At 68.6% G+C, this 19102-nt stretch carries 14 protein-coding genes; 3 read left to right on the forward strand and 11 right to left on the reverse strand.

Going from position 1 to position 19102, the window contains the following annotated elements:
* Positions 1–146: 146 nt before the first annotated feature.
* Positions 147–2705 (forward strand): TIM-barrel domain-containing protein, encoded by a 2559-nt coding sequence (locus tag AAC691_RS11545; protein ID WP_342626994.1) that lies wholly within the window; start codon positions 147–149, stop codon positions 2703–2705.
* Positions 2706–2979: 274 nt separating this feature from the next.
* Positions 2980–4290, forward strand: a complete 1311-nt coding sequence (locus tag AAC691_RS11550) for an MFS transporter (protein WP_342630200.1) — start codon at positions 2980–2982, stop codon at positions 4288–4290.
* Here AAC691_RS11550 and AAC691_RS11555 read toward each other — a convergent pair.
* Positions 4281–5894, reverse strand: coding sequence for a hydantoinase B/oxoprolinase family protein (locus AAC691_RS11555; RefSeq protein WP_342626995.1), 1614 nt, complete (start codon positions 5892–5894; stop codon positions 4281–4283). The genes AAC691_RS11550 and AAC691_RS11555 overlap by 10 nt on opposite strands.
* Complete coding sequence (locus AAC691_RS11560) at positions 5894–7984, reverse strand: hydantoinase/oxoprolinase family protein (RefSeq protein WP_342626996.1); 2091 nt, start codon at positions 7982–7984, stop codon at positions 5894–5896. The genes AAC691_RS11555 and AAC691_RS11560 overlap by 1 nt, the downstream gene beginning before the upstream one ends.
* Before the next feature lie 77 nt (positions 7985–8061).
* On the opposite strand from AAC691_RS11560, the gene AAC691_RS11565 reads away from it, so the two are divergent.
* Entirely contained in the window at positions 8062–8637 is a 576-nt protein-coding gene (locus AAC691_RS11565) for a winged helix DNA-binding protein (protein ID WP_246285772.1), read from the forward strand.
* A 64-nt stretch (positions 8638–8701) separates the two neighbouring features.
* On the opposite strand, the gene AAC691_RS11570 is transcribed toward AAC691_RS11565, so the two are convergent.
* From AAC691_RS11570 to AAC691_RS11610, 9 genes are all read right to left on the reverse strand, one after another.
* Positions 8702–9130: a hypothetical protein gene (locus AAC691_RS11570; protein WP_342626997.1), complete on the reverse strand. Its 429-nt coding sequence runs from the start codon at positions 9128–9130 to the stop codon at positions 8702–8704.
* Positions 9127–10500 (reverse strand): acetyl-CoA carboxylase biotin carboxylase subunit, encoded by a 1374-nt coding sequence (gene accC, locus AAC691_RS11575; protein ID WP_342626998.1) that lies wholly within the window; start codon positions 10498–10500, stop codon positions 9127–9129. The genes AAC691_RS11570 and accC overlap by 4 nt, the downstream gene beginning before the upstream one ends.
* On the reverse strand, positions 10493–10948 hold the full coding sequence (locus AAC691_RS11580) for a biotin/lipoyl-containing protein (protein WP_342626999.1): 456 nt from the start codon (positions 10946–10948) through the stop codon (positions 10493–10495). The genes accC and AAC691_RS11580 overlap by 8 nt, the downstream gene beginning before the upstream one ends.
* A 12-nt stretch (positions 10949–10960) precedes the next feature.
* Positions 10961–11728: a 5-oxoprolinase subunit PxpA gene (locus AAC691_RS11585; RefSeq protein WP_342627000.1), complete on the reverse strand. Its 768-nt coding sequence runs from the start codon at positions 11726–11728 to the stop codon at positions 10961–10963.
* A gap of 25 nt (positions 11729–11753) precedes the next feature.
* On the reverse strand, positions 11754–12782 hold the full coding sequence (locus AAC691_RS11590; protein WP_342627001.1) for a biotin-dependent carboxyltransferase family protein: 1029 nt from the start codon (positions 12780–12782) through the stop codon (positions 11754–11756).
* A 22-nt stretch (positions 12783–12804) separates the two neighbouring features.
* Positions 12805–13449: a 5-oxoprolinase subunit PxpB gene (pxpB, locus tag AAC691_RS11595; RefSeq protein ID WP_342627002.1), complete on the reverse strand. Its 645-nt coding sequence runs from the start codon at positions 13447–13449 to the stop codon at positions 12805–12807.
* Positions 13446–14744, reverse strand: a complete 1299-nt coding sequence (locus AAC691_RS11600) for an MFS transporter (protein ID WP_323989698.1) — start codon at positions 14742–14744, stop codon at positions 13446–13448. The genes pxpB and AAC691_RS11600 overlap by 4 nt, the downstream gene beginning before the upstream one ends.
* Before the next feature lie 13 nt (positions 14745–14757).
* Positions 14758–17109: a TonB-dependent receptor plug domain-containing protein gene (locus AAC691_RS11605; RefSeq protein WP_408906106.1), complete on the reverse strand. Its 2352-nt coding sequence runs from the start codon at positions 17107–17109 to the stop codon at positions 14758–14760.
* Between the two features lie 516 nt (positions 17110–17625).
* Complete coding sequence (locus AAC691_RS11610) at positions 17626–18888, reverse strand: outer membrane beta-barrel protein (RefSeq protein ID WP_342627003.1); 1263 nt, start codon at positions 18886–18888, stop codon at positions 17626–17628.
* Between the last annotated feature and the right edge of the window lie 214 nt (positions 18889–19102).

Consider the following 19102-nt stretch of genomic DNA (forward strand, 5'->3'; position numbering starts at 1 on the left):
CGCCCGTTTCCCCGCCCGACTTTTATCCCCCGCGGCGCTTTTGGCGCCCCGGGTGCTTGACAGCGCGCGCGCAAGCCGAAGGATGGCGCAATAACAATCCTATCCGCCCCTTCCCCGGCGGTCCCCATGCAAGGACGATCGACACCATGGCGCCAGCCGCGCAGAGCCGACTCCCTTCCCGCTATGTGATCGCTTTCGCAACGACCTCGTGGCTCGCGCTGTCGGCCGTTGCCGTGCCGGGCGTGGCGACGGCCGACAGCGTCGCGGCTGGTCCGGCCGCCGTGGCGCAGGCCCTGCCGTCGGGCATGGCATGGCGCCTGGGCGATATGGTGCTGCAGCTCACCGCCCTGCGCGACGACGTGGTGCGGGTGCGGGTGGGACGGAACGGGTCGTTGCCCGAGGACGCGTCCTGGGCGGTGCTGCCTGCCGCCCGCCGCGCCTCGGTCGCGGTCACCGGGTTCTCGACCGCCGATGCGGTGGGGTTCTCAACCCGGGCGCTGAAGGTCGCGGTGTCCCGCAGGGATGGCGGGGTGACGGTGACCGATCGCACCGGGCGGGTGCTGCTGTCGGACCTGGACGGCGCAATGGTGCCCGACCGGCGCGGCGACGGCTTCACCATGACCAAATCCATCCCGGACGACGCGCATTATTTCGGCCTGGGCGACAAGTTCGGCCCGCTGGACCGGCTGGGCCGCAGCTTCGTCATGTGGAACACCGACAGCTACGGCTACCAGGAAGGGCAGGACCCGCTCTACAAGGACATCCCGTTCTTCATCGGCTATACCAAGGGCGGCTATTACGGGATGTTCCTGGACAATAGCTGGCGCACCAGCTTCGATTTCGGCAAGACGCGGCGCGGCGAGCTGGCGATCGGCGCCGATGGCGGCCCGGTCGATTACTATGTGCTGGCCGGCCCCGACCCCAAGGACGTGGAGCGCGCCTATGCCTGGCTGACCGGCACGCCTTCCATGCAGCCGCTCTGGACCCTGGGTTTCCAGCAATCGCGCTGGGGCTATCCGACCGAGAAGGACGTCCGGGCGATCGTCGCCCGCCTGCGCCGGGACCGGATTCCCACCGACGCGATCTGGCTGGATATCGACTACCAACAGCATTACCGGCCCTTCACGGTCGATGCGAAGACCTTTCCGACCTTCGGAAAAATGGTGTCGGACTTCACCGCCCAGGGCGTGCATACGGTGGCGATCACCGACCTGCATATCGCCGACCTGCCGAACGCGGGCTACGCCCCCTATGACAGCGGCATGGCGCAGGACCGGTTCGTGAAAACCGCCGACGGCAAGCCCTATGTCGCGCCGGTCTGGCCCGGCCCGACCCTGTTCCCGGACTTCACCCAGGCGGCCACCCGCGCCTGGTGGGGCACGCTCTACCGGCAGTTCTACCTTCAGGACGGGATTTCCGGCTTCTGGAACGACATGGACGAACCGGCGATCTTCGACACGCCGACCAAGACCATGCCGCTGGACAACCGCCACCGGATCGACGAGCCGGGGTTCGCCGCGCGCGTTGCAAGCCATCGCGAGATCCACAACCTGTATGGCATGCAGAACCATCGCGCGACCTATGAAGGGCTGCTGGCGCTGAAGCCGGACGAACGGCCCTTCGTGATGACCCGCGCGTCCTATGCCGGCGGCCAGCGCTATGGCGTCACCTGGACCGGCGACAACAGCTCCACCTGGAATCATCTGCGCCTGACCATTCCGATGCTGGAAAGCCTGGGCCTGGGCGGGTTTACCTTCTCGGGCGCCGATATCGGCGGCTTCGCCGGCTCGGCCTCGGCGGACCTGCTGACGAAATGGATCGAGGTGGCGATGTTCACCCCGATCGCCCGCGACCATAGCGACGAGCAGAGCCTGCCGCAGGAGCCCTGGGTCGGCGGCACGGCGCAGGAGGACATCCGCCGCCGCTTCATCGAGGCCCGCTACCGGCTGCTGCCCTATCTCTATACCGTGGCGGAAGAGGCCGCGCGCACCGGCATTCCGATGATGCGGCCGCTGTTCATGGAATTTCCCGCGGGCCTGCTGGACGGCACGCCGCTCGACCTGGCCACCGACAGCCAGTTCATGCTGGGGCGCGCGCTGATGGTCGCGGCGCCGCCCAGCCCGGAATCGCCGGGGCCGTACTCCGTCACCCTGCCGGCGGGCGGCTGGTATGATTACTGGACCGGCAAGCCGGTCACCAACCTCAAGCCGCTCAGCCTGTGGGGGGCGGGCGGGTTGTTCATGACCCTGAAGGATACCGGCCCCACCGCGCCGCATACGCTCGGCATCACGCCGCGCCTGGACCAGTTGCCGGTGTTCGTCCGGGCGGGTTCGATCATCCCGCGCCAGAATCTGGTGCAGAGCACCGGCGAAACGCCGGAGGGACCCTTGCAGTTGGACGTCTATCCCGGCGCCGACTGCCAGGGCAGCCTCTATGCCGATGACGGCCACAGCTTCGCCTTCCGCCACGGCGCCTATAGCCGCACCGCCCTGTCCTGCACGCTGGAGGCCGATCACGGCGTGACGGTGACGATCGGCCGGCCGGAGGGCAGCTTCCAGCCGTGGTGGCACAGCTATCGCATCGTCGTCCATGGGCTGGCGCATGCGCCGCGCGGCGTTGCCGGTGCGGCCTATGACGGCGCGGCGGGCAGCGCCAGCTTCGTCGTTCCCGCCAACGGCACCGCCGCGACCTATCGCCTCCGATAGGCGCGCAGGCGCGCCGGGCACGGCGATGCCGCGTCGTGTTCCTTGCGGTATTTGAAACGATGGATGAGATCCGGCCCGGCGGTCATGCGGGCGCGGGCGCCGCCGACCTTGCCCCGCGCCTGCGCGCGATAGTAGGACTGTCCCAGCCCCCTCCCCTTCGATCCGGTTGCGTCTCCGGATTGTTCCCCATGCCCCAGCGCTGGGGAAACCGAAAACGGACCGGATGATGAATTACGTGACCCCGCCCCCTGTTCAGCGCGCCGCACCGGACGGGCTGACGGCCGTTCAGCGCCTGCGGGGCATCGTTGCCGGGTCGGCGGGCAATCTGGTCGAATATTACGACTGGTACGTCTATTCCGCCTTCTCGCTCTATTTCGCCCATGTCTTCTTCCCCGAGGGCGATCCCACGACCGAATTGCTGCACACCGCGGCGATCTTCGCGGTGGGCTTTCTGATGCGTCCGATCGGCGGCTGGCTGATGGGCATCATGGCCGACCGCCATGGGCGCCGCGCGGCGCTCAGCCTGTCCATCCTGACCATGAGCCTGGGTTCGATGCTGATCGTGCTCTGCCCCGGCTACGACCGGATCGGCGTCGCCGCGCCGGTCGTGCTGGTCGTCGCCCGGCTGATCCAGGGGCTGAGCCTTGGCGGCGAATACGGCGCCAGCGCCACCTACCTGTCCGAGGTCGCGCCCCCCGGGCGGCGCGGCTTCTATTCCAGCTTTCAGTACGTCACGCTGGTGATGGGCCAGTTGCTTGCCCTGCTGGTGCTGCTGGCCATGCAGTTCGCGCTGCTGACCCCGCAGCAGATCGCGGCCTGGGGCTGGCGGGTGCCGTTCGGCATCGGCGCGCTGCTGTCGCTGTCGGTGCTGTGGCTGCGCCGCGACATGCACGAAAGCACGCAATTCACCCGCACGCGCGCCACCCGACAGCGCGGCGGCCTGCGGGCGTTGATCCGGCATCCGAAGGCGATCCTGACCGTGTGCGGGCTGACCCTGGGCGGCACCGTCGCCTTTTACACCTATACGATCTACATGCAGAAATACCTGGTCAACACGCTGGGTTTTCCGCGCGAGCGCGCGACCCTGATCGCCGCGTCGGCGCTGTTCGTCTTCGCCCTGGCCCAGCCGGCCTTCGGCGCGCTGTCCGATCGCATCGGCCGCCGGCCGCTGCTGATCGGCTTCGGGCTGCTGGGCACGTTCGGCACCGTGCCGCTGATGCGCGCGCTCTCGGCCGCCCACGGCGCGGCGGGCGCCTTCGCGCTGCTGACCCTCGCTCTGCTGGCGGTCTCGGGCTATACCGCGATCAATGCCGTGGTGAAGGCCGAACAATTCCCGACCCGCATCCGCGCCCTGGGCGTGGCCTTTCCCTATGCCATGACGGTCTCGCTGTTCGGCGGCACGGCGGAATATATCGCGCTGTGGTCCAAGCAGGCCGGGCACGAGGACTGGTTCTACTGGTACGTGTCGGCCTGCGCGCTGTGCTCGCTGCTCACCGTCCTGTTCCTGCTGCCCCGCCGGGGCATGATCGACGGGGATGGAACGAACCCCGCGCGATCTTCCGTTCAGACCCCCGTTCAGACATAACCGCCGGTCCGGTCGGCCTGCCGCCGCGCCGCCGTGCGCGCCGCCGGGTCGCCCAGTCCGCCGCCGCCCGGCGTCATCACGACCACCCGCTCGTCCGCCGCCACGACATGCAGCCCCTTGCCCGCCAGCCGGCGGCCCGACGCCGTCCGCAGGCAGCCCGGCGCGCCGTCCGCGCCGCCCTGCGCGCCGCGCGGCGGATGATCGATCCGGTCGAACGCCGCCAGCAGGTCGAACGGCCGCGCGTCAAGCGTGCCGATTTCCATGACCTGGCCCAGCCCGCCGCGGGTTTCGCCGTCGCCGCCGCTGCCGGGGCGGAACTCCTTGCGCCAGAAGATCAGCGGGCACTGGATTTCCGCGATCTCGACCGGCGTGCCGTGCACCCCGGACGGGAAGGCGGTGGCCGACAAGCCGTCCAGCCCCGGCCGCGCCCCCGTGCCGCCATTGGTGGTGATCGCCAGCGCGAAGGCAAGCGGCGCCGCGGCGCCCGGCGGCACCCATTCCCCGCGCACGGCGATATTCCACAGGCAGGACGTGCCCTCGGCCGGAACCCGGTCCGGCAGGGGCGTGCGCAGGCAGCCGAACACCATGTCCGGCAGCATCTGCCCCACGATATGACGCGACGACACGGGCGCCGGGCGCTGCGCGTTCAGCACGCAGCCGGCCGGCGCGGTGACGTGGTAGGCCGACAGCGACCCCGCGTTGTTCGGCACGTCGGGCGCGATCGCGCAGGCCAGTCCGAACACCGTATAGGCCCTGGTATAGGCCAGCGGCACATTGATCCCGCGCGACACCGCGGGCGCGGTGCCCGCATAATCCACCGTCACGCCCGCTTCATCGACGCGCAGCCGCGCGCGCAGGGGCAGCGGCGCGTCATAGCCGTCCACCGTCATCTCGTACGACCAGCAGCCCCGGGGCAGCGCCGCGATCTTCTCGAGCACCGCCGCGCGCGACCGCGTGATGATGAAATCCGCCAGCGGCTCCAGCGTGTCGATGCCGAATTCGTCCATCATCGCGCGCAGCGCGCGCACGCCCACATCGTTGCACGCCGCCAGCGAATAGGTATCGCCCTCGGTATCGACCGGCAGGCGGGTATTGGCGCGGATCATCGCCATCAGCGTCTCGTTCACCCGGCCCTGGTCGATCAGCTTCAGCATCGGGATCGACAGGCCTTCCATCAGCACGTCCGTCGCCTCGGGGCCGTTGCCCAGCCCGCCGATATCCATCAGGTGGCTGGTACAGGAAAACAGCCCGACCAGCCTGCCGCGAAGGAAGGCCGGCGTGGTGATGACAAAATCATTCAGGTGTCCCGTGCCCATCCACGGATCGTTGGTGATGTAGGCATCGCCTTCCTTCATCGTCTCGATCGGGAAATGGCGCAGGAAATGCCCCACCGATTCCGCCATCGAATTGACATGGCCCGGCGTGCCCGTCACCGCCTGGGCGATCATCCGCCCCCGCAGGTCGAAAATCCCCGCCGAGATGTCCTCGCACTCCCGCACGATGGGGCTGAAGGCGGTGCGGATCAGCACCTGCGCCTGCTCGCCCACCACGGCGATCAGGCGGTTCCACATGATCTGCAGGTCGATCGCATTCCGTGCGTCCATCACGCCGTCTCCTTCATGTCCATCACGATATTGCCGCCGCCGTCGATATGGGCATCGAACCGCGCCGGGACGTAGGTCGTGGTTTCCTGCTCGACGATCAGCGCCGGCCCCGCGACCGCGTCGCCCGGCCGCATTTCGGCGCGCGCATGGACCGCCAGTTCAACCATGCGGTCCCGGCCGCCATCGAACAGCAGGCGGGTGCGCGCCGCCGCGACCGGCCGGCGGGCCGGCGTGGGCGGGAAGGGCGCGGGCTGCTCCGCCCGGGTCGACACCGTGACCGACCAGTTCAGGATTTCCACCGGCGCGCCGGGAATGATCCGTGCGAACTGGCGGGCATATTCGGCCTCGAACGCCGCGCGCATGGCCGGCAGCGCGGCCTGGTCCAGCGGGCCGTCGGGCAGCGTCACGGCGATTTCATGCCCCTGCCCGACATAGCGCATGAAGGCCCCGCGCCGCACCGTCAGCGACGCGGCGCGCGCGTCATCCTGCACCATGCCGCGCGCGGTCGCGGTCATCTGGTCCAGCAATGCGGACACGGCCGCCCCGTCGAACTGCGCATCCAGCCGCGCGGGGTGGGACCGCACCAGTTCGAACGAGACCGGCGCGGCCAGGAATCCCACCGCCGATCCCACCCCGGCATTGGCCGGCACGACCAGCCGCCGCACCCCTAGCTTCTCGGCCACGCGTCCGGCATGCAGCGGCGCGGCGCCGCCGAAGGCGATCATGGTATGGGTGCCGATCACCGCCCCGCGCTCGGCGGCATGGACCCGGGCCGCGCTGGCCATGGTCTCGCACACGATCTCGTAGACCGCATGGGCCGCCATCTCGGGCGACAGGCCCAGCGGGCCGCCGATCGCCGCATCCAGCGCCGCCGCCGCCCGTTCGGGCCGCAGGGTCATGCCGCCGCCAGCGAACCCTTCGGGCTGGAGCAGCCCCAGAACCAGGTCGGCATCGGTCACCGCCGGCCGCGTGCCGCCCAGTCCGTAACAGGCCGGCCCCGGCACCGAAGAGGCGCTTTCCGGCCCGACCACAACCCGCCGCATCGCGTCCAGATGCGCGATCGACCCGCCCCCCGCGCCGATCTCGACCATCTCGATCACCGGAATCCGCAGCGGCAGGCCCGATCCTTTCATGAAGCGCGCGGTGCGATCCACCTCGAAGAAACGCGAGGAGGCCGGCTGCCCCCGTTCGATCAGGCAGATCTTGGCGGTGGTGCCCCCCATGTCGAAGGACAGGACCCGCCCCTCCGACAATTGCCCGGCGCATTGCGCGGCGAAGATCGCCCCGCCGGCCGGGCCGGATTCCACCAGCCGCACCGGAAATTGCCGCGCGGCCTCGAGCGACGTCAGCCCCCCGCCCGAGGTCACCAGATAGAGCGCGCCCCCGAAGGCGCGCCCGTCCAGCGCCTGGCGCAGCCGGCCCAGATAGCCGGCCATCAGCGGCTGGACATAGGCGTTGGCCACGGTGGTCGAGGTCCGCTCATATTCGCGTATTTCCGGGCAGACCGCGCTGGAAATCGAAATCGGCACCTCGGGCAGCGCCTCGGCCAGCAGGTCGCGGGCCCGGCGCTCGTGCGCCGGATTGGCATAGGCGTGCAGAAAGGCGATCGCGATCGCCTCGGCCCCGGCGGCGCGCAGATGCGGCACCAGGGCGCGCACCGCCGCCTCGTCCAGCGGGCGTTGCACGCGCCCCAGGGCATCCATGCGTTCGGGCACGGCAAAGCGGTGAGGCCGCGCCACCAGCGGCACGGGCTTGCGGATCATGATGTCGTACTGGTCGAACCGGCTTTCCGTGCCGATTTCCAGAATGTCCCGGAATCCCTCGGTACCGACCAGCATCGTCCGCGCGCCGCGCCGCTCGATGATCGCATTGGTCGCCAGCGTCGTGCCGTGCACGAAGACCGCGACATCGGAAAAATCGAGCCCGGCATCGGCCAGCACCAGGCCGATGCCGGTCATCACCCCGTCCTCGGGCGCGGCGGGCGTGGTCAGGACCTTGCGCGTCCGGCGCCCCTGCGGCGTTTCCAGCACGATGTCGGTAAAGGTGCCGCCGATATCGGCCGCCAGGCGAACGGATGATGGGGGGGACATGCCATGCCTCCAGCTTCGGGTTAGGATAGGGCCAGGCGCCGGCTGACGGCACCGGACCGACAGCAGCGAGGCCGCCCATGACCAAGACGAAATCCCCCCGGCGCATGACGGACGACCACGCGGCGGATTCGCGCGCCACGGCCACGGAACGCGCCTTCATCGTCTCGTCCTCGCATCTCGCCAGTCCGGGCCATGAGGATCTCAGCGAATTCGAATTCGCGCTGACGGTGGTCAATCACGCCTTCCAGCGCTGGGTGGTGCGGGGCATGGCGGCGGCGGGGCTGCCCGATCTCTCGCCGCTGGATGCGCTGGTCCTGCACAGCGCCAATCACCGCCACCGGCAGAAAAGCATCTCGGACCTGATGTTCACGCTCAATCTGTCCGAACGCCATTCCCTCAACTACGCGATGAAGAAGCTCGACCGGCTGGGCCTGATCGCCCGCCGGCGCGACGGCAAGGAGGTCTTCGTCGGCACGACCGACAAGGGCCGCGCGGTGTGCGAGGAATATGCCCGCATCCGCCGGATCTGCCTGCTGGAACTGATCCCGCCCGACCGCAGCCCGGGCGGCAGCAGGATCGGCGACGTCGCGAAAGCCCTTCGCGTGCTGACGGGCTTTTACGAACAGGCCTCGCGCTCGGCCTCCTCGCTCTGACGGTCCGATTCGGAAATTCGCATGCGCGTGTCTCGGGCGGGACATTGGCTGCGGCCGGCGCGGCTCATTCATGGCGGATCGCGAATGCCGGGGCGTGATAGCCGATCGGCGCGCCATCCGCCGCCAGGACGGCCTGCACCACGCCGTCGCGCGGCGCGACGATCGGCAGCAGCGCCGGACCGATTTCCACGAAGCCCAGGATCATCCCCGCCGCGACGCGCGCGCCCACCGCGCCGTCCCCGGCATGCCCCGCAGTCACCGCCCCCGCAATCACATTTCCCTGGCGGAACACCCCCATTTCCGGACTCGGCACCTCCGTCACGGCTGCGTCCTCTGGCGCATCCTCCGGCGCGTCCTCCGATTGGGGCGCGTCCGTCCCGGGTGCCGCGAGGCGGACGGTCAGCGTCTCGGCGCCGTCCGCCAGCGACAGGCTGCGCATGTCCTGGCGCCGCATGGCCGCCACCAGACGCGGCAGCGCGTCCAGCAAGGTCATGGCGCGTCCTTCCGTGGCGTCATCGTCTCCAGATCCAGTGACTCCAGGTAATGGACGCCGACCCCGCCGGTCCGGAAATCCTCGGTTTCCATCAGGCGGCGATGGAACGGCGCGGTGGTGGCGATCCCTTCGATCGCCATTTCGTCCAGCGCCGCGCGCATGCGTGCCAGCGCGTCGGCCCGGTCGGCCCCATGAACGATCAGCTTGGCGACCAGCGAATCGTACTGCGGCGGCACGCGGTACCCCGCATGGAGATGCGTATCCACCCGCACCCCCGGTCCCCCCGGGGGATGCCAGGCCCGCACCAGGCCGGGGCTGGGGACGAAATGCAGCGGGTCCTCGGCATTGATCCGGCATTCGATCGCATGCCCCCGCGTCGCGATATCCGCCTGCGTGAGTCCAAGCGGCTGCCCGGCCGCGATGCGCAACTGCGCGCGCACGATATCGATGCCGGTCGTCATCTCGGTCACCGGATGCTCGACCTGCAGGCGGGTATTCATCTCGATGAAGAAAAATTCCCCGTCCTCATACAGGAATTCGAAGGTTCCCGCCCCTTCGTACCCCATGTCCAGGCAGGCCCGGACACAGGCCGCGCCCAGTTCGGCGATCCGCCCGGGGGCGATCCCGACCGGGGGCGCTTCCTCGACCAGTTTCTGGTGCCGCCGCTGGACCGAGCAATCCCGCGCCCCCAGCCAGACGGCATGCCCCGCCCTGTCGGCCAGCACCTGGATTTCGACATGGCGCGGATGCTGCAGAAACCGCTCGGCATAGACCGACGCGTTTCCGAAGGCCCGGCCGGCCTCTTGCCGCGCGGTCTCGACCGCTTCGCGCAGCGCCCCGGCCCGATGCACCACCCGCATGCCCCGTCCGCCGCCGCCGCCTGCCGCCTTGACGATCAGCGGATAGCCCAGCGCGTCGCACAGGCGCTGGGCCGCCGCCATGTCGTCCGGCAGCGCGCCGTCCGACCCGGGCAGGCACGGCACGCCCGACCGCCGCATCTGCCGTTTGGCCGCGATCTTGTCACCCATCATGCGCATGATCGCGGCGGACGGCCCCACCAGCACCAGGCCCGCCCGTTCGACCGCGGCGGCGAAATCGGCGCTTTCCGACAGAAAGCCATAGCCCGGATGGATCGCATCCGCCCCGGTCAGCGCCGCCGCCCGCAGGATGCGCGCCCCGTCCAGATAGCTGTGCGACGCCGCCGCCGGCCCGATGCAGATCCGCTCATCCACCAGGCGCAGATGCGCCAGCCCGGCATCCGCCTCGGAATAGACCCCCACGCTGCGCAGTCCCAGCAGGCGGCAAGCCCGGGCGATGCGCAGGGCGACTTCGCCCCGGTTGGCGATCAGGACGGTGCGGATCTCAGCCATTCCGCGCCTCATCCAGCCGCGTGATGGCAAATAGCGGCGTGCCCGGCTCGACCGCCTGTCCGTTCGCGCACAGCGTCTCGCGGATTATGCAGGCGAATTCCGCCTCGATCCGCGTCAGCGTCTTCATCACGTCCAGGACATAGAGCGGCTGCCCCGCCGCGACCCTGTCCCCCACGCCGACGAAGGGCGCGGCATCCGGGGCGGGCGCGGCATAGAACTGCCCATACATCGTCGCGGCGATCACCTCGGGCGTGGCGGCGGGCTTATCCCCCATCCCGTTCCGCGTCGCGGCCGGCGGCGGAGCCAGCGGCGGGGGATGTGGAGCGGTCGCGTCGTCGTCCCGCACCAGGCGGATCTGCTGGTCGCCATGCCGGTATTCCAGCTCGGCGATGCCCAGCGCGCGCATCCGGGCCATCAGCGCCTCGATCTGCTCCAGCGTCAGCATCATGGCCGCCGCCTTTCAGGTCAGCGCGCGCAGGGCGATGCCCGCCGCTTCCAGCCGCGCACGTGTCAGGCGCGCCACCGTGACGGATTCGGCGTTGTCGCCATGCACGCAGATCGTATCGATCTGCGTCGGCAGCATCCGGCCCGACACGGTCTCGATCGCGCCCGCCCGCACCATGCGCACCACCCGGTCGGCGGCGAACGCCGCGTCATGCAGCACGGCGCCCGGTTCCTTGCGCGGCACCAGGTGCCCGTCCTCGGTATAGGCCCGGTCGGCGAAGATCTCGGAAAAGATCGTCATGCCCCGCGCGCGGCCGATCCGCTCCAGATGGCTCAGCGCGATCGCCACCACCGGCAGCGCCGGATCGACGCGCCGTACCGCCTCGATCACCGCCTCGGCCACCGCCGGGTCGCGCTCGGTCAGGTTGCCCAGCGCGCCATGCGCCTTCACATAGGTCATGCGGTGTCCGGCATAGGCCGCCAGCGCCCGCGCCGCGCCGACCTGATAGGCGACGATCCGCTCGATCTCGCCGGTGGAAAACGGCATGACCCGCCGCCCGAACCCCCACAGGTCCGGAAAGCCCGGATGCGCCCCGGCCGCGACCCCCTTCGCGCGCGCCAGGGCAAAGGTCGCGGCCATCACTTCCGGGTCGCCGCCATGGAACCCGCATGCCACGTTGGCCGAGGTCACGACATCCAGCATCGCCGCGTCGTTGCCGATCGTATACTGGCCGAAGCTCTCGCCCAGGTCGGCATTCAGGTCGATCGTCTTGCGTCCGGTCATGGCATTCTTCTCCAGCAATCGGGACTTACGCCGGGATCGGCATGTGGCGCAGAGCGGCGAATTCCGCCTGTCGCCGGGCCTGGCGCGCCGCCGCGTCCCGCAGGGCCGCGACCGCCTCGGCCCGGCTGGCCTCGACGAAGCGGATGCGCCCGTTCACCGGCGTCTGCGCCAGCAGGCGCAGATCGGGCGCGATCACGGTCGCGATCTTCGGATAGCCGCCGCAGGTATTGGCGTCGGCCATCTGCACGATCGGCTGCCCGGCCGGCGGCACCTGCACCGTGCCCGGCACGATCCCGTGCGAAAACAGGCTCATCGCCCGTTGCAGGGCCAGGGGTTCGCCCTCAAGCCGATAGCCCATGCGGTTGGCGCTGGGCGTGACCCGCCAGGTTTCGGCGAGGAATGCGTGCCGCGCCGCCGCGGTGAAATCGCCGAATTCGGCGGCCGGCAGCACCCGCACCCGCGTTTCCCCAGCATCGGGCAGCGGGCAGCGTTCCGCCAGGCCCCAGCCGCAGCGCGGCGGCCCCGGCTCCGCCGCCGGCCCGCAGCGCAGCACGTCGCCCCGCTGCAGCGCCCGCCCCTCCAGCCCGCCAAAACCGCCCTTGAGATCGGTGGCCCGCGCGCCCAGCACCAGGGGCACGTCGATCCCCCCCGCCAGCGCCAGGTAAGTGCGGCATCCTTCCGCCGGGGGACCGATCTCCAGCACCTGTCCGGGCGCCGCCCAGCACGCCCAGTCGGGCGGGAGCGCCAGGCCGTCCAGCCGTACCGGCCCGCGCGCGCCCGTTACGGCAAAGGCCAGCGCGGCCAGGAAGCGCACCCGGAAGGGAAAGAACGCGATCTCGATCCCCGCCGCGCCCGCCGGTTCGCCAGAATCGCTTGTCCGATCGCTTGTCCGATCGCCTGTCCGATCGCCTGTCGGATTGCCCAGCAGCATGTTGCCGCAGGCCAGGGCCGGCCCGTCCATCGCCCCGCCGCGCGCCACGCCCAGGGTCATGGCGCGCGGCCGCCCCTGGTCCTGGATGGTGTTCAGCGCCGACCCGGTCAGGATCTCGATCATGCGGCCCCCATTGCCCGGTCCGTCACCCGGCCTGCGTGAAACGCACGCGGTCGCCGATCCGCAACAGTCCAGGTTCGGCGCGCGCCGCATCGAACAGCACCGCGTCGGTGCGCCCGATGATGTGCCAGCCCGACGGCGCGGTACACGGCATCACGCCCGCATGGCCGCCGCCCACCATCACCGCCCCGCGCGCCACCGTCAGGCGCGGCGTGTCGCGGCGCGGGATCGCCAGACGCGGGTCCAGCCCGGTCAGGTAGGCAAAGCCCGGCATCGCCCCGATGGCCGCCACGCTGTATTCCCCCGCAAGGTGCAGCGCGATCGTCTCGTCTTCCGAGAGGCCGGCATGCGCCGCCACCAGTTTCAGGTCCTCGCCGAACGCGCCGCCATAGGTGACCGGGATTTCCACCAGGCGCGCCGGCACCGGCTCGGGCGATGCCGCCTGCCAGCATGCGCGGACCCGTTGTTCGACATAGTCGGGCTCGGTCCGAAGCGCATCGAACGTCACCAGCAGGTTATTGACCCCCGGCACCGCCTGCACCACCGCCGGATCGGCCGCCAGCGCCCGCGCCGCCGCCCAGACGCGGCGCTGCGCCGCCGGGTCGAACGCGCCGTGGGCCACGTCCAGCAGCACGGCCCCCGTGCCGGCCATGCTGAGCCGCGCCGTCACGCCCCGTCCCCCTGCCGGCGCGCATGGAACATGCGGCGCGGCATCGCCCAGGCGGCGGCGGCCCCGCACAGGATGATCCCGGCGGTGATGTAGAACACGCCGTGGAAATTGCCGGTGGCCTGCAGCAGATAGCCGGTCATGATCGGCGCCAGGATTCCCAGCCCGTTGCTGAAGGTCAGGGTCAGCCCGGTCACCGCGCCCAGAATGTCGTGCTCGATGACCAGGTCCGCCAGCAGCGCCATGTTGGCGCCGGTCCCCGCCGCCACGAAGGCCATCGACACCGCCAGCAGCGGAATGATCGTGCCTGCCGTCCCGCACAGCGGCAGCAGCCCCATCAGCGCCGCCAGGATCAGATAGGCGCACACCACCTTGCGCCGCGCGCCGTGGGCCAGCGACCGGCCGGCCATCAGCCGCTCGCCGAGCTTGCCCGCGGTGATCGAGATCACCGCCGCGCCGCAATAGCAATAGGCCGTATAGGCGCCTGCCTGCACCATGCCCAGATGCAGCACCTGCCGCAGGATCAGCGGCAGCCAGGACATCAGCAGGAAATTCGCGTAATTGGCGCAGCATTGCGCAATCACCACGCCCCAGAAACTGGACGAGCCGAACAGCACGGGCACCGACAGGGTTCCGCGCCGCGCCGGCGACGGGTCCCGGTACGGCTGCGGATGCTGCCCGGGGTGCTGCTCGGGATGGATGAACCACCAGCACACCGACCAGACCAGCCCAAGCGCCCCCAGCATGCCGAAGGCCGGGCGCCAGCCGAAATGGGCGATCAGCCACGCCCCCGCAGCCGCCCCGCCGGCCAGCCCGATCGGAATCCCGCAGACGAAGGCCGTCATCATCACGCCGCGCTCGGTCGGCGGCGCCCAGGCCCGCACGACCTTGTTGCCCAGCGAGAAGGTCGGCGCCTCGCCGATGCCCAGCAGCACGCGGGTGGCGATGAAGGCCGCAATCCCGGCCGCCAGCCCGCCCAGGATCATCGCCAGCGACCACAGCGCCACCGCCAGCGCGCCGACCCGCCGCACGCCCAGCCGGTCCAGCAGGATCGCGCTGGGCAGGTTCAGGATGAAATAGGACCACAGGAAACTGGACAGGACCCAGCCGATCTCGCCCGATGTCAGGCCGAATTCCCGCGCGATCGCCGGCATGCCCGCCGACAGCGCCGCCCGATCGCCATAGCAGATCACGCACATCGCCACCGTCAGCGCATAGATCACGAAGCGGAACGGCCGCGCCGTGGCCGGGTCGCGGACGGCATCGGGACGGACGAGGATCTGTGCGGGGTGCTGCAACGGGCGTGCTCCGTCAGAAGGTGAAGGCCGTCTGCACATAATACATGCCGCCATTGAACCCGTATGGCGAATAGTACGAATATTTATAGGCGTTGAACAAGGATTTGATGATCGGCGGCGGAACGCGGGTCGGGTATTTGTTTCCCAGATTGTTGGCCCCCGCCGTTACCGTCCAGCGCGGCATGATCTGGTAGCTGACCGAAAGATTGGTCAGGAACGCCGGATTCTGCGCCACGGGCGGCGAGGTCGGGCTGGCCAGGAAGATCGTCGAGCCGAATCGCTGCTCCTGGACGAAGAGGTTCCATTTGCCGAAAGTCCAGCCGACCGACAGGTTTTCGCGGTTCTTCGGCGCGGAATGCAGCAGCATCTCCGCGGCATAGGTGTTGAAGCTGCTCAGCCCCATCGCGCTGAGCACCGGGGGCGTCCTGTTGTCGCTGCGGATCTCGTTGTCCGAATAATTGAAGCTGAAATCGAAGCGGAACGTGCCCGAGGCGTTTGTGTGCAGGGTGTAACCGGTCTCGATGTCCCCGCCATAGGTGTGCGTGTTCACCGGGTTGGTGTAGTACGAGGCATAGGTGACGTTATGCAGCCCCGACGCCTCCAGGATCCGCGCCACCTCCGGGCCGCCCAGCGTGGTCGTGCTGGCCAGCCGGTCATTGATGGAGATATAGTACAGATTGCCCGTCAGGTGCCAGTTTTCCAGCGGCGTGGCGTCGATCCCGATACTGTAGCTGGTCGAATATTCGCCCTTGATGCTGCCCGCGCCCAGCGCCTTGGCGGCCGGGCTGCTGTTGGGCAACTGGTCGACCGAATAGGTCGCGAACGGCGCGCTGTAGAAATAGTAGGTCTGTCCCAGGGTGGGCGGGCGATAGCCGGAATTGACGCCGGCGCGGATCGCCCAGTTGCGGTTGAAATTATAGCGCGTGCCGATCGACCCGGTCTCGACCGTTGCCAGGTGGGTATAGCTGACGGCCCGGCCGCCCAATGTCCATTCCCAGTTCCGCGTGGCGTACAGATCGAGATTGACGTTGCCGTCATAGACGTCGCGCCCGCGCTGGGTCGCGGCCATCGGCACGTTGCCGGCATGGTCCGTCGCCCCCAGCCCGATCCAGGACGCGGTTTCGCCCTCGGTCATCTGGAACGTGTCGCGGCGATATTCCCCGCCGAAGCGCAGGGCGACCGGCCGGGGCAGCAGCGCGGTGTGGAACAGCCGCGACCCGCGCAGCCCGGTCGAGAATTGCCCGGTGATCGCGCTGCCGTCGCGGAAATCCCGTGGACTGGCGTCGCCCAGCGTGATGTTGTTGCTGTGCACGGTGGAATAGGCCTGGTCGTCGCGGCCGTAATTGGCATACAGGTCCCAGGCGAAGCCGAATTTCTCGGCCTTGATCCCGTTATCCGTCTCGAAATCGTACTGGTCCATGAAGATGTACGGAATCGCCCCGTACGGCCACAGCGTGCTGTTGGTCAGGCTGTTGGCCGCGCTGCGATAGGTCTCGGCCACATCCACCCGCCGATGGCCGAAGGTGGAGGTGCTGTACAGGCTGGCATTGCGGTCCAGCGGGAGCGACATGGTCTCGCTCAGCGTCTCCATGGTGGATTTCGGAATCCCCAGGATGCGCTGCACGTCGCGGCTGGCCGTCGCGTTCAGCGGGTTGCCGACGGGATAGAGCTGCCCGACGAACAGCCCGGTGCGGTTGGTGGGCTGCTGGTGCGTCACCTGCGCCGCCAGATCCAGATAGCCGCCGTTCCTGCCCAACGCGAAGGCATAGTCGCCGTATCCGTTCAGCCCCTGGCCGTCCCCGGCGTAATAGCCGCTGTTCTGCAGGTTGACCAACCCGCCATGGGTCTTCTGCTTCAGCACGATATTGACCGCGCCCGCCAGCGCGTCCTGGCCGTACAGGGCCGACGCGCCCTCGGTTATGACCTCGATATGGTCGATGGCGGAGATCGGGATCAGCGAGATGTCGACCGGCTCGGTGCCCCAGTTCGGCCCAGCATTGGCGTTGAAATTCGCCCCGATATGCCGCCGGTGTCCGTTGACCAGGATCAGCGTGTCGTCCGCCGACTGGCCGCGCAACTGCATGGTCTGCACGAAGGCGTTGTTGCCCACCCCCGGCTGCGGCGGCGCGGTGATCGCGGCCGAGGCCTGGGCCAGCGCGCTCATCACGTTCGTCTGCCCCGTCGCCATCAATTGCGCGCCGGATATCACCGTCACCTGCATCGTGCTGTGCTGCCGGGTCGCGGTCGACAGCACCGAATCCCCCGGCGCCGCCGCCGCGGTCACGCTGACTTCCTCGGCCCGCGCCGCCGGCAACAGGGGCGTGTGGCGCGGCCGTGCCGGGGATTGCATGGCCGGGGATTGCATGGCGGGCGCCGCCGCCACGGTCCGCGCGTCCGGGCCCTGTCCATGCGGGGCATGCGCGTGGCGCATCCGTCTGTTGACGGTGGGCTTGTTGACGGTGGGCGTGCTGACGGCGGGCCTGGGGGCGGCATGCGGCGGGCTTTGTGCCGGGACGTCCTGCGCATGGCCGGGCGTCGCCCGCATCATCAACGCCCCCAAGGTCAGCGCCTCCAGGGCGGCGCCACCTAGCAGCCAAGTCCTTACCCCGAAAAATCCGGGCATCGTCGTCGCTCCTGAATGCGTGGGCGGCGGGCGGCCGCGTTCATGTGCATATTATGTCCAAATTATACATATAACGATGTCGGAACCAAACGATTTGTTATCGTCCTGTTACCCTTTGGCAGGCGGGTCGGGCCGGAAATTCGTTAAGAGACTTGAAAATCAAAAAATGGCGGGCGCCACAGCGCGCACCGCCACATGGATCCGATCGTGGAAGGTGATGGCCCCGAGCCGCGCGGCGTGACGCGCGGCCTGCCGGCTTCAGAAGCCCAGCACCGCGTCGCCACCGAAGGTGAACATCCCGGTATTCCGCCCGTCATTGAAGGGCGACGTCCCGTTCAGCGAGCGGTCGAAGCGGATTTCCGGCCGGATCTCGAAGACCCGCACATGGTGGCCCAGCGTGGGGTGGTAGGTCACGCCCAGGGTCAGCTCGCCATACGTCGTCGGCGGCGCGGTTTCGGCAGGCGCGGGCAGGCCGGCGATCGCCTGCATATAGGCCCGGTTGGTCAGAAAGCTGGCGACGAACAGACCGGTATTGTCGCGATAGATTTCACCCCGGTAATTCAGGGTCAGGACGGGACTGATCTTGTAGCTCAGGAAGCTGACGAAGCTGGTGGTGTCGGCCCGCAGCCCGTCATCGTGCAGGTAGTTGAATTCGCCGGTGACCGACAGCCTGTCGCTGATCGCATAGGTCGCGTTGATATCGTTCCAGAATCGGTTCTGGTGATTGGCCGCCGGTCCCAGCACCCGCACCGGGTCTTCGGGGCCGACGCGGCTCAGCTCGACGATGGTCAGCTTGCCGTGCAGCAGGCTGTTCAGGTTGAACCCGAAATACCCCGCCGGGGCGTCGTTGTTGTCGCTGGCGCCGAAGGTCGTCTGGTTGCCGGTATCGATGCCGAACGTCACGTCGACGATATCGCTGACATGCCATTTGAACATCGCGCCGATATGTTCGAACGGCACGGAATATTGCGACGTATAGGCCAGCGTATAGAAGGGGCGGGTCGTCGGGTCCAGCGTTTCGACCCCCATCGGGGCCTGCAGAATGCCTGCCTGCATGTCCAGCCCGCCCTTGGTCAGCCACGGCAGATGGACGTCGATATGGGCCTGGGCGGGTATGAGCTGATAGCGGGTCGAGATCGCCTGGTCGGAAATGCCCAGCAGGTGATAATAGCGCGCATCCGAACCATACAGCGCTTCCAGCGTGAAGCCGATCTGGTATTCGTGCCTGGTCGGGTCGATGGCGCGGGCCAGCGTCAGCGCAAGCTGGTTCAACTGGGCCTGATTTGCATGATCGCCCAGGAAGTTGCCGAAATTGATCCCGTTATCCGGCCGCGCCGGATTGGCATCGATCCCGCCATCGATCTGCCCGGTCAAGGTAACCCCCTGCAGCCAGGTCTGGAATTCCGATGCCGGATGCGGATTGGGAAAGAGCGTGACCTGCGCCCGCGCCTGTCCGGACAAAGCGCCGCATGCCAGGCCGGCGCACAGTAACGCCACGCCAGTACCCTTGATCGAATTCATGCAAATCACCTCGAACAAGACATCGTTCATAAGCGATACGAGGTATTTTTATCCTGAATCGGATATTTATTGGTTACAGATCGAATATAATGCATGTATATTAAACAATCATGAAACGCATGATGTTTTATTATTGTTATTTTTGACGAATTTACTTGGGTCCGCATTCGTAAATATTTATTGCGGCCCCAATCCGGAAGGCGGGCGAACGTCC

The organism is Nguyenibacter vanlangensis (assembly GCF_038719015.1).
GTDB lineage: Bacteria > Pseudomonadota > Alphaproteobacteria > Acetobacterales > Acetobacteraceae > Gluconacetobacter > Gluconacetobacter vanlangensis.